The organism is Rhizobium binxianense, assembly GCF_028994275.1.
GTDB lineage: Bacteria > Pseudomonadota > Alphaproteobacteria > Rhizobiales > Rhizobiaceae > Rhizobium > Rhizobium binxianense.
On sequence record NZ_CP118713.1, the window covers coordinates 2,379,792 to 2,392,975 of the forward strand.

Consider the following 13,184-nt stretch of genomic DNA (forward strand, 5'->3'; position numbering starts at 1 on the left):
CGGCCTCCAGGCCGCAGCGCCACGTCAGTTGACCGGCGGCGGCTCTCCCGAAGACGCCGTCAACTGGGTGAATGTCTGCTGCTGCCCGAGCCAGGTCTGGTAGTCCGCCTCGTTATCGACGACAACCGTGCCGCGCATCTGCGGATGGCCGACGCCGCAGAGTTCGGCGCAGAGGATCTCGAAGGTCCCCGTGCGCGTCGGCGTCAGCCAGAAATAGGTGACCATACCGGGGATCATGTCCATCTTGGCGCGAAACTCGGGCACGTAGAAATCGTGGAGCACATCGATCGAGCGTAGCAAAATGTGCACCGGTTTGCCGATCGGCAGATGCAACTCGCCGCCCTCGACGATCACATCGTCCAGACCGCTCGCGTCGTTCTTGTCGAGGCCGAGCGGGTTTTCGGGCGTGACGTCGCGTGTCTCGGCGCGGCCGAGCTTCCCGTCCGCCCCCGGCAGGCGGAAGCTCCACAGCCATTGCTGGCTGACGACCTCCACCGAAGCGGCATCGGCGGGCACCGTGATGAACTGGTTCCAGACAATGAGGCCGGGCGCCAGCATGGCGGCGACGCCGACCGCCGTTCCCGAGGCGAGTATCACCTCCAGCCTGCGGTTCTCAGGTTCGTAATGCGCCCGGTTGCCCGGCTTGTGACGAAAACGGTAGACGCAATAGGCCATGAACAAGACCACCGCCACGAAGACGATGCCGGTGATCCAGAAGGTAATGACGAGAGTGCTGTCGATATAAGTCCAGTTGGACGCGATCGGCGTCCACCACCACGGGCTCAGCACATGGAACAGCACGGAGCCGACGACAATCAGGACGAGGATCAGCACGACAGCCATGTCCGCTCCTCCTCGAGCAGGTTGACCCGTGAAACCACATTCCGCAAAAAGTTCGTCTTTATTATCGCACAGATAGAAAATATCGGCAATTACGGCGATTTAGGCATGCGACGCCGATCAAAGGCCCGTCGTTTGGAGTATTGCCCATCACTGAGAATATTGTTTGAGGTAGGCGATGAGATCGGTGATCTCCTGATCGTCCTTCACGCCGACAAAGGCCATCTTCGTGCCCTTCACCTTTGCTTTCGGATTGTGCAGATAGTCGCGCAATACTGTCTCGTCCCAGACGAGACCGCCTTCGCCGGCAGCCTTCATTCCGGCCGAATAGGCGAAATTAGGATGCGTCCCGGCCTTCCTGCCGAACAGCTTGTTCAGCGACGGACCGACCTTGTTCGTATCGGAATCGGCGACATGACAGGTCGCGCATTTCTTGAAAACGACGGCACCGGCCGTCGCATCACCCTCCTGCGCCCCGGCGCTACCAGGGAAAAGGGCAATGACGGATGTGGCGATCAGCAGAACAATACGGTAATCCACGGCAAACCTCATCCTCCTCAAGGTCGCCAGCCACTCGCACCCTCTGCGATCTCTCGCGTATGGGTAGTGGTTGTTATTGCTAAAGCTTAGTCCTTCGCGGCCGCAAGTCAATCCGTTCCACAATTGGGGCTACCTGAACGCGATCTGATCTTCGGTGGATCCGGCGTGGATGACCTGCCTGAGCTTCCGCCATTCGACCTACATCCCGATCGAGAGCGCCTCATCTACCGCCAACTCGGCCATGGCAATCGCCGCCTCGCGGGTCCTGGCAGCGGCGATGAAGCGGCCGTTGTGGCAGAAGCTCGCGCCCTCTATGCCGCACGCCGCCTCCAGCGCGCCATTGGTCAGGCCGGCCCAAGCCGCCGGCAGATCGGCCCTGAGCTCGAAGCCCTCCTCGGCGCGGCGGATGCCGGTCACACACCAATCCTTTTCGCGCGGGTGGACGACGAACAGCAGATGATCGGCGCCCGCCTTGACGATGGCTGGACGAAAGGGCATTCCCCTCGGCAACTCCAGCACACGCCCCTGCCCCGTAGCCTCGATTGCCCGGTGCACGATCGCCTCGGCCCGCAATTTTGCGGCACTTTGAGCGATCCTGGCCTCGACGAAACTGCGGGCGATGGCCAAGGCAGCGTGGAAGGCGCGATCGTCGGCCTCCGGCTCCGCTTCATCGAAAACCGGTTTCAGGGTTTCCAGCAGCACCGGCAGCGTCAAGCCGGCCAAAGGCCCTGAGGGGCTGAGCGCGCCATTGTCGGTCAGATCGATCGGCAGCACGAAGCTGGCGTCGAAAGAGCCATGCATCGCCTCGACATGTGCCTCTGGAAGACCGGTGGCTGCAAGATAATCACGGCCGTAGTGCTTCCAGATCAGGCCGAACGAGCTGTAGGGCTGGCCATCTTCGCGCAGCGGCGCGCCGCGCTGATGGTGATCGAATATCCCGGCAGCAGGGTCATAGGTTCCGCCGACATCGTAGATGATGCGGTCTTCGCCCGGCGTGATCCATTCCGGCGCGCGGCTGCGGACGATACGCGCCTGCGGGAAAAGCCGGCTCAGGACGACGCTCGACAGCAATTCGTCGGCATGAAAGCCACCGGAATGGGTGACGAGGAAATCGGGGATCATGAAAGGCCTTATCGTTTTCGGCGGGTTCGCCTGGGTCAGCACCAGATAGCGGTTGGCGGATATGACGACAAGTCTCTCTAGGATGAGGCTCTTGGACTTCGGCCTTGGTTGTGTCTCGGATGCGCCATTTGCAGCCCTCGCAAAACTGCCTATTCTGCGGCCATCAGAAGTGAACGGCGACATTTGCGAAAACGAAAAGAGGCAGAGCTTGGAGATTCCTCCGCACTTTCATGTTGCCGAAACGTCCGGCTGGCTGGTGAACCACCGGATGGACTCCGCCCTTCCCGGCTATCTCATGATCAGCTCCAAGACCAACACCAACGATCTGTGGAATTTGTCCGTAGACGCCTTGGCCGAATTCGGCCCGTTGCTCGCAAGGGCTCAGAGCGCTCTGAAACGGGAACTGAATGCGCAGCGCGTCTATATCGGCCGATATGGGCACACGCCCGGTTATCCGATCCATTTCCATGTGATCCCGATATATGACTGGGTGGAAGAGTTATTCTGGAAGGATGCTCGCTATCGCCTGCTCCGGAATTTTGCGGAGGGACCGGGGGAAACCGCAACGGATGGCGCGGAACTGACGCTGTTTGTCTGGCGCGAGTTCTGCGAACGTGCAGAGCCGCCGCCGGTTAAAGGGCCATCGGTCTCAGAGGTCATCCAGTTGTTGCGGGAAGCAATGTGGTTTCAGCCGCCTCAAGCTTGAGACAGCGCCGGTCCCGGCTGGCGTACGACGAACGCACGGCCGACTGCCGCGCCGGCATGCAGGCAGATCAGCCCGATCGCGGCCAGGGAATTGATCAGCAGGACATCGGCCACGACGGATGCCGAAAACGCGCCCTCGCCTGACGGAAGCACCGCCGTGGCGGCAAAGAGCACACCTTCATAGGTTATGAAGCCGGCCAGGAAAGCGCCGGCCATGGTGACGGCAAGGTCGGCCGCGAGACGCAGCACCCCAAGCGCTGCGGCGAGCGCTGCAAATGCCGCAACACCGATCGCCAGACCCCAGGCACAGCTGTCCCAGGTCTGGGGATAGCCGAGCACGAGATATCCGACCATCTGGTTGGCGAGCCAGGCCAGCGGGGCCGCCGTTACCGCCATCCGCCGGGGAAGAATGACCGCCGATACCGCCGCCAGGGCCACGAAGGGCGTGACGCAGGCAAAAAGCAGGCTGAGGGCGACGCTCGCACCTGAAATGACGACGACCCAGGCGACAGCAAAGCCGGGGACGACGGGGCGCAGGGGAAACTGATTTCGTTCGAGCATCTCGAAACTCCGTTCGACCGGGCGCGCGGGCGGCGCTCAGAAATCATACGCCAGTCCAGGAAAAAGGCCAGTGAGGTCGCGCCGCCGCCTTAAGGTCGAATTCCCGGCAGAAAATGCGCCTTGAACGATTCGGCTGTTGCCAGCACCAGCCGCCCCTACAACGCATCCAGCGGAATCTTCAGATATCGCCGGCCGTTCTCCTCCGGCTCGGGCAGCCTCCCGCCGCGGATATTGACCTGCAGCGCGTGCAGCATCAGCTTCGGCTTCGGCAGCGTGCGGTCGCGCGCCTGGCGCAGCGCCACGAAGCCGGCCTCGTCGATGCCCGATATATGCGGATTGGTGCGTTTCTGGGCGGCAACCGTGCTTTCCCAGCGCGGGTGGCGGCCGCCAGGCTGATAGTCGTGACCGGAAAAGAGCCGTGTCTCCTCAGGCAGCGACAGGATTGCCTGGATCGAGTGCCAGAGGGCGGCAGCACTGCCGCCCGGGAAATCCGTGCGCGCGGTGCCGGAATCCGGCGTGAACACCGTATCGTGCACGAAGGCGGCGTCGCCGATGACATAGGTGATCGAGGCAAGCGTATGGCCAGGTGAGAACATCACGCGGGCTCCAAGCGCACCGATCTCGAAGGTGTCGCCTTCGGCAAACAGCCGGTCCCATTGCGAGCCGTCGGTTGCGAGTGCCGGCCAGTTGTAGATCTCCTTCCAGAGCGCCTGCACATCGGTGACATGGGCGCCGATTGCCGTCGCCGCACCGGTCTTTCCTTGGAGGTAATGTGCGGCGGAGAAATGATCGGCATGCGGATGCGTGTCGAGGATCCACTCGACGGTCAGCCCTTCGCTCTCGATATGGGCGAGGATGGCGTCGGCATTGACCGTGCCCGTCGCCCCGGACATCTCATCGAAATCGAGCACGGGGTCGATGATGGCGCAGCGCTTCGTCACCGGGTCGGCAACGACATATTGCACGCTGCAGGTGCGGGGTTCGAAGAAGGCCTTCACATCAGCCGCCTGCCCTGTCCGCTTCTCCAGCCAGCGGCGCGCGCTGGCAAGATCGAAGCCGAGGTTTTGACCGAAAGTCTCGACATCCCCGGGTTTCATCCGCCCGTCGAGCACCTCGCCCAGCGCATAGAGCGTCAGCGCCCGCATGCCGCTCTTGCAATGGGCGACAACCGGCCCCCTGGCCTCGGCCATCGCTGTCTGGAAGGCGCGGATGTCGGCCTCGGTAATCTCCTGCCCCTTCACCGGTATGAAGCTGTAGGAAAGCCCGGCAGCGGCGGCGGAAGCCCTTTCCGCCGCATTGCCGGGCTGCCCCGGCTCCTCGCCATCCGGCCGGGCATTGATGACGCCGGCAAAGCCGTCTGCCGCAAAAGCGGCAAAGCCCGCGGCATCGGGCTGTCCCGCCACCGATATCAGCTCATTGACCCTCACGGATGTCATCGAAGCCCCCGCGCTGCCCTGATCAGGCATTATCGCATGTATATCGATACAATCTCACAAGTATATTGCCGAGCGCAAGAATAGACGCTTGGCACTCCCTGCGCTTGCAGCCCAGCCGGAAAGCCCGACGATACCGGCGAGAGGCTTTTCCCAAACTCCCGCCCGGCCCCGGCTCCCCGGTCAAAACGACAGCGTCGCAGCCAGTCTTTCGGGATCGCTGCAATTCTGCTTAATGCCGACCGGCGATTGGACCGATGCCGCGCCGTCGCTGGCCAGTCTTTCAACGAGACGGCATGCTGGTGCTGCCGACCAGCGACCTGCCGCAGAAGCCGTGGCGTGAGATTCCCGTGCTCCGCCGCGGCGTTCATACCCAAGAGAGCCTCATCCTGCGGTGTCCCGGAGGGGCTCGAGGGACGAGGCGGGTGCGTCAGCGTCCGACGCATGCGACGCATACGGCCTTGATGTTGCCGTCGCGGTGCGCGCTTCAGGGCTGCCCCTTTCTACCAAGGTCTGCCGACGCCAAATGGCGGATTGTCGAGCCCGCCGGGCAGCAGCATGTCATTGTGTGCCCGGCCGCTGCGGATCATCGGCAGGCAATTGGCGAGTTCTGCGACGCGGCAGTCAAACAGAACAGGCATGTCGACCTCGATCATCTCCAGGATCGCGTCGTCGAGTTCGCCGGGTTTCTCGCAACGAATGCCGTGTCCGCCATAGGCTTCCGCAAGTTTCACGAAATCCGGGTTTCCGTGCTGCCGCTGCCGAACCGTTCCCGAACAGCCATTGTTGAGAATGAAGATCTTGATCGGCGCCTCGTACTGCACGGCGGCCGACATTTCCTTCATCGTCAGTTGCACGCAGGCATCGCCCGCTATGTCGATGACGAGGCTGTTGGGATTGGCGATCTGCACGCCGAGGGCGGCGGGCAGCCCGTATCCCATGGTCCCCAGGCCGCCTGATGTCATCCAGCGGTTCGGCCGCTCGAAGTCGTAATATTGCGCCGCCCAGATCCGATGCTGGCCGACCTCCGTCGTGATGTAAGTATCCCGATCCTTCGTCAGCTGATGGAGCCGCTCGATGGCATATTGCGGCATGATGACGTCGTCGCGCATCGCGTAGGAAAACGATCGCCGCGCCCGCCAGCCCGCAATCGTGCCCCACCACTCGGTCAGTCCCGCCCGCTCCGGCGCCTGCGGCAGCGCCCGCCACAGACGAACGAGGTCGGCGAGCACGTGGGCGGCATCGCCCCGGATGCCGATATCGGCGCGCACAGTCTTGTTGAGCGAGGAAGCATCGATATCGATATGAATCTTCCGGGAATTCGGCGAGAAGCTATCGATGCTGGAGGTGACCCCACCGTCGAAGCGCGCCCCGATGCAGAGCATGAGGTCGCAGTCGTGCATCGCCATATTGGCCTCATAGGAACCGTGAAGCCCGGCCATCTTCAGCCAGTTCGGGCTGGAAGCCGGATAGGCGCCGAGCCCCATCAGCGTCGACGTGACGGGGAAGCCGGAGAGATCGACGAGCTCCCGCAACAGCTTTACCGCTTCAGGGCCGGAATTGATCATGCCGCCGCCCACGCAGATGACCGGCCGGCGCGCCGTCGCCATCAGAGCGACGGCAGCCTCGATCTTCCCGATGTCGCCGCGACGGTCCGGCTGGTAGCTCACTCTCGGGGCGACGGCCTCCGGCGGCGTGTAGCTGCCGCTCGCAAACAGCACGTCCTTGGGCATGTCGACCAGAACGGGGCCGGGCCGGCCGGATCGGGCAATGCGAAAGGCCTCGTGGATGGTCGCCGCAAGGTCGTTGACGTCGCCGACCAGCCGATTGTGTTTCGTGCAGGCTCGGGTGATGCCGACGGTATCGCATTCCTGGAACGCATCGGACCCGATCAGCGTCGTCGGTACCTGGCCGGACAGGCAGACGAGCGGGACGGAATCCATCAAGGCATCCTGGAGGGGCGTGATCGCGTTGGTGACGCCGGGACCCGACGTGACCAGCATGACGCCGACCTTGCCCGTCGAGCGGGCATATCCCTCGGCGGCATGGCCGGCGCCCTGCTCATGGCGAACCAGAATGTGCCTGATGTCTTCCTGCTGGAAAAGCTCGTCGTAGATCGGCAGCACGGCAGCGCCGGGATAGCCGAAAATATGCCGGACGCCGTTGTCTCTCAGCGCCTGGAGAACGATTTCCGCGCCTGTCATCTGCGCGCGCGGGATGTCGATGGAATGACGGGATCTCATGGTTCCGTTCCTTGATCAGTGTGATGATGTGTGGAAAGTCCGACGAGGCGCGCGCCCGGATTCAGGGCATAAAAAAAGGCCCCGTCAGGAGCCTGCTTACCGCGCATGGGTGCCTTCGCCGGATGGTTACACCACCCTGCCCATGCGCCCGATCACCACTGTCAGAACCATTGCGATTTTCATGGCAGCATAGCTAAATGCAAATTGGGGCGTCGTCAATGCTCCCGGAGAAATTGTACTTGAGGAGCCCGACAGCCGGTCGGAAGCGGGAGACCCGAGACGCGGTTGGTCGCATCGTCGCCGGCATCCCGTTTCACGCGCGGATGAGCAAGGTTAATCCTGGCCCTGCAAACGATCCATCACCTGCAGCAGCAGATCGGCGCAAGCCTTCATCGGTTCGTCCTCGGCGCATTGCAGATCGATCCGGGTGTTCCCGTCCTCGATCCGGAAATGCGCTGCCTTGGACAGCGGCGGTGGCGGGTGATGGCCCCGGAAACCACGAAAGCCCATGTGGCCTCTCGAACCGTGCCATCGGTAATCGGGACGGTCTCTCGGCGGCCCATCCGGCCCGCCCCGCATCACCCCCTCATCGCCGGATGCAGGCGGAGGCGGAGAGCTTGGCTCGGCCGCCGCGGGCGGCGTCCCGGCGGATGGCGGGGCGGACGGCTCTTGCGCGAAGGCAGCGCCGGCTAGCGCCGCAAGGGCAAGGCCCGATAGAAGAAGACTTTGCATGGGAACCGTCCTTTCGGGAGATATGAGACATGTCGGTAAACACCCCGGCGCGGCTTTGGTTCACGCCCCGTCGGGGCTTTTGTCGAAATCCGCAACTCATTCGTGCGGCGGGCTTTCGACGGCGGCCCCTAAGACTTCTTTCGCCTCGCCTCTGCCTTGTTGGGCGGCTATCCTAAGCGCCGATTCGCTGGCCACGACGAGGGCGTGGCGTGAACGAAGCATCAAAGGAGAGTGCGATGACGGACGCCAAGAGCGGCATTTCGGGACTGCGGCCGCATATTACAGTCATCGGCGTCGGCGGCGGTGGCGGCAATGCGATCAACAATATGATCGCGGAGAAGCTGGCAGGCGTTGAATTCATCGCCGCAAATACCGACGCCCAGGTCCTCGCCACGTCCAAGGCGACGCGGCGCATTCAACTCGGCGCGAACGTGACGGAGGGTCTCGGCGCCGGGTCACTGCCTGAGATCGGCCATGCGGCGGCCGAGGAGTCGATCGATGAAATCATGGATCACCTGGCAGGATCGCACATGTGCTTCGTCACCGCCGGCATGGGCGGCGGGACGGGCACAGGTGCTGCACCTGTCATCGCGCGCGCCGCACGTGCCGCCGGCATCCTGACGGTCGGCGTCGTCACCAAGCCCTTTACCTTTGAGGGCAATCGCCGCATGCGGACCGCCGAAGTCGGCATCGAGGCACTCCGTCAGGCAGCCGATACCGTCATCGTTATTCCCAATCAGAACCTTTTCCGCATCGCCGACGCGAAAACGACTTTCGCCGAGGCGTTCATGACGGCCGACCGCGTGCTCTATGCCGGCGTCGGCTGCATTACCGATCTCATCGTCAAGGAAGGCCTGATCAACCTCGATTTTGCCGACGTGAAGTCGGTCATGCAAGGCATGGGCCGCGCCATGATGGGCACTGGCGAAGCCTCCGGCGAGAGCCGCGCGATGAAGGCGGCGGAAGCGGCAATCGCCAACCCGCTTCTCGACGATATCTCGATGAGAGGCGCCAAAGGCGTGCTGATCTCGATATCGGGCGGATCGGATATGACGCTGTTCGAAGTGGACGAAGCGGCAAGCCGCATTCGCGACGAGGTGCAGGATGACGCCGATATCGTCGTCGGCGCCATCTTCGACCGCAGCCTTGACGGCAAGTTCCGCGTCTCGGTCGTTGCGACCGGCCTGGAAGGCAGCTCCCTGCCCGCATCCGCTTCTCACGCGCCGGCTGAACAGGTCCAGACGCGTACGCTGCAGTAAGCGGCCACTGTTATATTGGTCTGTTCACCACGACACTGAGCGGATAAACGCCACCCCACCCTGTGGAAAACGGGCGGGGCGGCGTCACTCTTGGGCCAGTAAAGACCGTCAGGCGAAGAGTATGTTCGAAACGTTGTGCACCACGGAGATTTCGTCGGTCATGCTGTTGGTGATGTAGAGATTATCCGCTGCTGAGTCATAGACTACATTGGTGGTGGAGTCGTCTCCTGATGTGGCGATATTGACATCGACTGCAGTCTTGACCCCGGTCGCAAAGTCGAATGCCGTGCCGATATGCTCGCTGCCGGAGGAATCGCCGAAGAAGAACGTGCCGTTGACGGCAAAGCCGTATCCGAGCCCGCCGGCCGAAAAGGTCTTGGATTCGATCGGGTTCAGCGTATTGGGATCGATTTTGGAGACCTGCCAGGTGGAATCATTGATGCGGCCGACGACGTAAATGCCGGTCGAATCCTGCATCGTATTGACCGCGGTGAATCCGCCCCAGTCGAACGTACCCGCCCCATTCTCACCGATAAGGCCGGGAATCGAAGCACCCTTCTGATCGAGCGAGCCGTCGGCGGCATCCCACTTTGCGAGATAGGTCTGATCGGGGAAAGGGTCCTCCTCGCCTCTCGCCTCGTTGGTTCGGCCGATGATCTCGCCGCCGCGGACCGAAAAATAGGTTCCGCCGATGTCATATTCGCCCTTGTCATAGTCGCCGAGAGAGGTGGCGCCGCTGGCCTTGCCGGCCTCGAATGCGGCGGCGTTGTCGTAAATGCTCACCATGGAATCATCCGGGAAACCATGGCCGGAGCTGACGTAAAATTTGCCCGTCAGCGGATCAATCGCCACCCCCTGGATTTCGTAGTGGTCATCGAAGGGGCGCACGACATCGGCCTGGGCCTCGACATGATCCGTATTCAACGACTTCCCGTCCGTCGCGCCGTCGACGGTCAGCGTGATCACGCCGGCATCCGCATGGCCGGCGCCATCGGAGACCTTGTACTGGAGCTTCTCCGTGACATGCTCGCCGTCGTCGAGGCCGCCCTTCACTGCCGGATCGAGATCGTAGGTAAAGCTTCCATCGCCTGCGAAATGGAAGGTGCCGAATTCCCCCGCCACGTCGGTCGTCTGGCCCTGCCCGGCAGCAATGCTGGTGCCGTTGACCGAGCGCAAGAAGAGCGCATCCACCTCTCCCGCGCGATCATTGGCAAGCACGTTGCGGGCCATCTCGCTTCCCTCGTGAAAGGAGAAGCCGTCATCGACCGCGACCGGCGGGCTCGTGACGCCGTGAATGTCGAGCTTGAAGTGGCCGACATCGGTATTGCCGGCGCCGTCGGAAATCTTGTAGCCGATCGTCTCGGTCAGCGTCATCCCCTGGAGAAAACCCGCCTTGGAGGCCTCGTTCAGCGTATAGCTGTAGGAGCCGTCAGCCCTGACGTGAAACGTGCCGTGTTCTCCCTCGATATCAGTGATCGCACCACCCTTCTTGGCAAGCACCCGCTCGCCGTCGAAGAAGCTGAGAAACAGGTTCCCGGAGCCTCCGGCCAGATCATTATCCAGCAGATTGCCTGAAATCACATCATTCTCGGAAGCGCTCCCGACATCATCGACCGCCACAGGTTTTGCAAGCTCTGTCATGGATATCTCCTTCAAGATCCATTCGCCTCTGTCTATCGGGAGGAAAGCAGCCAGGACCGGGCAGGTCAACAGATTTTCTATCAGGAGTAGTATTTTAGAGTTTCACAGCTTTGTCACGCAAAAGAGCTCGGAGGATGCCTGCGCCCACGCTCAGGACAGCCTCATCCTGAAGCCGAAGGCTGCAGCTTTGAGGCGGGCGCGCCCATCCTCAGAGGCGATGATGATCGCTATATCATCGATGGACGATTGCCCTCACCTCTCGGCCAGCAACCCCTTGATCTTCGCCGCATCCTCCGCCGTCGCCGGGTTATACACCACCATGCTGAGATCCGGCCGGCCATCCACCTGGAAGGCGGAATATTCGAAAGCGAGTGGGCCGAGGATGGGGTGTTTGATGTGCTTGGCACCCTCGCCGTGGGTGCGCACGTCGTTGTCACGCCACATCGCCAGGAATTCGGGGCTCTTGCGGCAGAGTTCGTCGACGAGGGGCTCGACCTCGGCCGCGGCGCCCGCGCGGGCCGCATCCACGCGGAAGGCGGCGACGACGAAGCGGGCGACACTTTCCCAGTCGTACTGGGCAGCGCGCACGCGGGGATCGAGGAAGATGAAGCGCAGCACGTTGCGCTCTTCCGGCGGCAGCGCGCCGTAATCGGTCAAAAGCACGGTTGCCGCCCGGTTCCAGGCAATCACGTCCCAGATGGCGTTGCGGATCAGCGCCGGGCTTGGGTCCAGCGCATCGAGCACGCCCTGCAACCTCGGCGTCACGCCCTCTTGCCTGTGGTAGCGCACCTCGGGCGGCCGGCCGAGACCGATGAGGAAGAGATGCTCGCGCTCGACATCAGTCAGCATCAGCGCGCGAGAAATCCGGTCGAGCACGTCGGCAGACGGCGCCCCGCCGCGCCCCTGCTCCAGCCAGGTGTACCAGGTCGGGCTGATATTGGCGCGGCTCGCCACCTCCTCGCGCCGCAGACCCGGCGTGCGCCGCCGCTCCCCCGCAAAACCGAGGGCGGCGGGATCGAGCCTGACGCGGCGATCCTTCAGATAGGCGCCGAGCCGGTTCTCCGAGGTGACGAATTCACCCATCCTGTTAGCCTTTATACCATGATAATGTCACTACTTTACCATGATATAGGCAGGGCCGATATGTGTCTCCGGCAAAAACTGGAGATACCACATGCTCGTATTCGTCACTGGAGCCGCCGGCTGGGTCGGCTCGGCCGTCGTCAATGAATTGATCGCCGCCGGCCATCAGGTGCTCGGCCTCACCCGCTCGGACAAGGGAGCGGATCAACTGGCGGCAGCCGGTGCTGCGGTCCATCGCGGCACGCTCGACGACCTGGGCAGTCTGAAGAGCGGTGCAGCTGGGGCGGACGCCGTGATCCATACGGCTTTCAACCACGATTTCTCGAAATTCGCCGAAAACTGCGCCGCCGACCGGCGCGCCATCGAGGCGCTCGGCGAAGCCCTCCAAGGCTCCGATCGTCCGCTGCTGGTCACAGCCGGCCTCGGCTTTGCCCCCGGCCGCGTTGGCACCGAGAAGGATCCGCCCATGCCGACGTCGCAGACCTACCCTCGCGCCTCCGAAATCACCGCAGTATCGCTTGTCGCGCGTGGCGTGCGCGCCTCCACCGTCCGGCTGCCGCCCTCGGTGCATGGCCATGGGGACCACGGCTTCGTGCCGATCCTGATCGATCTGGCCCGGCGCAAGGGCGTCTCGGCCTATATCGGCGAAGGGCAGAACCGCTGGCCGGCCGTACACCGGCTCGATGCCGCCCGCGTCTATCGCCTGGCGCTGGAGCGCGGTGCCGTCGGCGGCCCGTTCCTGGCAGTCGCGGAAGAGGGAGTTTCCTTCAGGCAGATTGCCGAGGTCATCGGCCGGCGTCTCGATGTGCCCGCTGTCTCGCTCTCACGAGAAGAAGCGGCCGAGCATTTTGGCTGGTTCGGCATGTTCGCCGGCTTCGACGTCCCGACATCGAGCGAGCATACCCGCGCGCTGCTCAGCTGGCAGCCAAAGCAGCCCGGCCTCCTCGCCGATATCGATCATCCCGCCTATTTCGGGGGATAAGAACAGGTGTCTAGATATGATTGGAGCAATTTCCGTGACTGGA

At 62.8% G+C, this 13,184-nt stretch carries 12 protein-coding genes and 1 pseudogene; 4 read left to right on the plus strand and 9 right to left on the minus strand.

Annotation, left to right across the window (positions count from 1 at the left end):
- Positions 1-24 precede the first annotated feature (24 nt).
- From PO860_RS11905 to PO860_RS11915, 3 genes are all read right to left on the minus strand, one after another.
- Entirely contained in the window at positions 25-843 is an 819-nt protein-coding gene (locus PO860_RS11905; protein ID WP_273883923.1) for a cytochrome c oxidase subunit II, read from the minus strand.
- Between the two features lie 147 nt (positions 844-990).
- Positions 991-1,380 carry a c-type cytochrome gene (locus PO860_RS11910; RefSeq protein WP_183606863.1) on the minus strand — a complete coding sequence of 130 codons (390 nt, stop codon included), beginning with the start codon at positions 1,378-1,380 and terminating at the stop codon, positions 991-993.
- Between the two features lie 198 nt (positions 1,381-1,578).
- On the minus strand, positions 1,579-2,502 hold the full coding sequence (locus PO860_RS11915; RefSeq protein WP_272782256.1) for an MYG1 family protein: 924 nt from the start codon (positions 2,500-2,502) through the stop codon (positions 1,579-1,581).
- Between the two features lie 208 nt (positions 2,503-2,710).
- Between PO860_RS11915 and PO860_RS11920 the strand changes: the two genes are divergently transcribed.
- A complete protein-coding gene (locus PO860_RS11920; protein ID WP_272782694.1) occupies positions 2,711-3,208 on the plus strand; it encodes an HIT family protein in 498 nt (165 codons plus the stop codon).
- Here PO860_RS11920 and PO860_RS11925 read toward each other — a convergent pair.
- Both PO860_RS11925 and blh read right to left on the minus strand, forming a co-directional pair.
- Positions 3,199-3,768: a hypothetical protein gene (locus tag PO860_RS11925; protein WP_273883924.1), complete on the minus strand. Its 570-nt coding sequence runs from the start codon at positions 3,766-3,768 to the stop codon at positions 3,199-3,201. The genes PO860_RS11920 and PO860_RS11925 overlap by 10 nt on opposite strands.
- Before the next feature lie 155 nt (positions 3,769-3,923).
- Positions 3,924-5,204 (minus strand): bifunctional sulfur transferase/dioxygenase Blh, encoded by a 1,281-nt coding sequence (gene blh / locus PO860_RS11930; RefSeq protein ID WP_273883925.1) that lies wholly within the window; start codon positions 5,202-5,204, stop codon positions 3,924-3,926.
- 205 nt (positions 5,205-5,409) lie between these two features.
- On the opposite strand from blh, the pseudogene PO860_RS11935 reads away from it, so the two are divergent.
- Positions 5,410-5,578, plus strand: a pseudogene (locus tag PO860_RS11935) (AraC family transcriptional regulator); the annotation flags it as partial.
- A 126-nt stretch (positions 5,579-5,704) separates the two neighbouring features.
- Here PO860_RS11935 and PO860_RS11940 read toward each other — a convergent pair.
- Positions 5,705-7,405, minus strand: coding sequence for an acetolactate synthase 3 large subunit (locus tag PO860_RS11940; protein ID WP_273883940.1), 1,701 nt, complete (start codon positions 7,403-7,405; stop codon positions 5,705-5,707).
- 372 nt (positions 7,406-7,777) lie between these two features.
- Positions 7,778-8,176 carry a hypothetical protein gene (locus PO860_RS11945; protein WP_273883926.1) on the minus strand — a complete coding sequence of 133 codons (399 nt, stop codon included), beginning with the start codon at positions 8,174-8,176 and terminating at the stop codon, positions 7,778-7,780.
- Positions 8,177-8,412: 236 nt separating this feature from the next.
- Here PO860_RS11945 and ftsZ point away from each other — a divergent pair, with 236 nt between their 5' ends.
- Entirely contained in the window at positions 8,413-9,435 is a 1,023-nt protein-coding gene (ftsZ, locus tag PO860_RS11950; protein WP_275037832.1) for a cell division protein FtsZ, read from the plus strand.
- A 108-nt stretch (positions 9,436-9,543) separates the two neighbouring features.
- On the opposite strand, the gene PO860_RS11955 is transcribed toward ftsZ, so the two are convergent.
- Positions 9,544-11,076, minus strand: a complete 1,533-nt coding sequence (locus PO860_RS11955; RefSeq protein WP_273883928.1) for a cadherin-like domain-containing protein — start codon at positions 11,074-11,076, stop codon at positions 9,544-9,546.
- Between the two features lie 252 nt (positions 11,077-11,328).
- A complete protein-coding gene (locus PO860_RS11960; protein ID WP_273883929.1) occupies positions 11,329-12,159 on the minus strand; it encodes a helix-turn-helix transcriptional regulator in 831 nt (276 codons plus the stop codon).
- Between the two features lie 91 nt (positions 12,160-12,250).
- Here PO860_RS11960 and PO860_RS11965 point away from each other — a divergent pair, with 91 nt between their 5' ends.
- A complete protein-coding gene (locus PO860_RS11965) occupies positions 12,251-13,141 on the plus strand; it encodes an SDR family oxidoreductase (RefSeq protein WP_273883930.1) in 891 nt (296 codons plus the stop codon).
- Positions 13,142-13,184: the final 43 nt, after the last annotated feature.

Bases quoted from the DNA above. Each gene is read 5' to 3' on its own strand.
- PO860_RS11905 (WP_273883923.1), bottom strand. From the start codon at position 843: ATGGCTGTCGTGCTGATCCTCGTCCTGATTGTCGTCGGCTCCGTGCTG.
- PO860_RS11915 (WP_272782256.1), bottom strand. From the start codon at position 2,502: ATGATCCCCGATTTCCTCGTCACCCATTCCGGTGGCTTTCATGCCGAC.
- PO860_RS11925 (WP_273883924.1), bottom strand. From the start codon at position 3,768: ATGCTCGAACGAAATCAGTTTCCCCTGCGCCCCGTCGTCCCCGGCTTT.
- blh (WP_273883925.1), bottom strand. From the start codon at position 5,204: ATGACATCCGTGAGGGTCAATGAGCTGATATCGGTGGCGGGACAGCCC.
- PO860_RS11940 (WP_273883940.1), bottom strand. From the start codon at position 7,405: ATGACAGGCGCGGAAATCGTTCTCCAGGCGCTGAGAGACAACGGCGTC.
- PO860_RS11945 (WP_273883926.1), bottom strand. From the start codon at position 8,176: ATGCAAAGTCTTCTTCTATCGGGCCTTGCCCTTGCGGCGCTAGCCGGC.
- ftsZ (WP_275037832.1), top strand. From the start codon at position 8,413: ATGACGGACGCCAAGAGCGGCATTTCGGGACTGCGGCCGCATATTACA.
- PO860_RS11955 (WP_273883928.1), bottom strand. From the start codon at position 11,076: ATGACAGAGCTTGCAAAACCTGTGGCGGTCGATGATGTCGGGAGCGCT.
- PO860_RS11960 (WP_273883929.1), bottom strand. From the start codon at position 12,159: ATGGGTGAATTCGTCACCTCGGAGAACCGGCTCGGCGCCTATCTGAAG.
- PO860_RS11965 (WP_273883930.1), top strand. From the start codon at position 12,251: ATGCTCGTATTCGTCACTGGAGCCGCCGGCTGGGTCGGCTCGGCCGTC.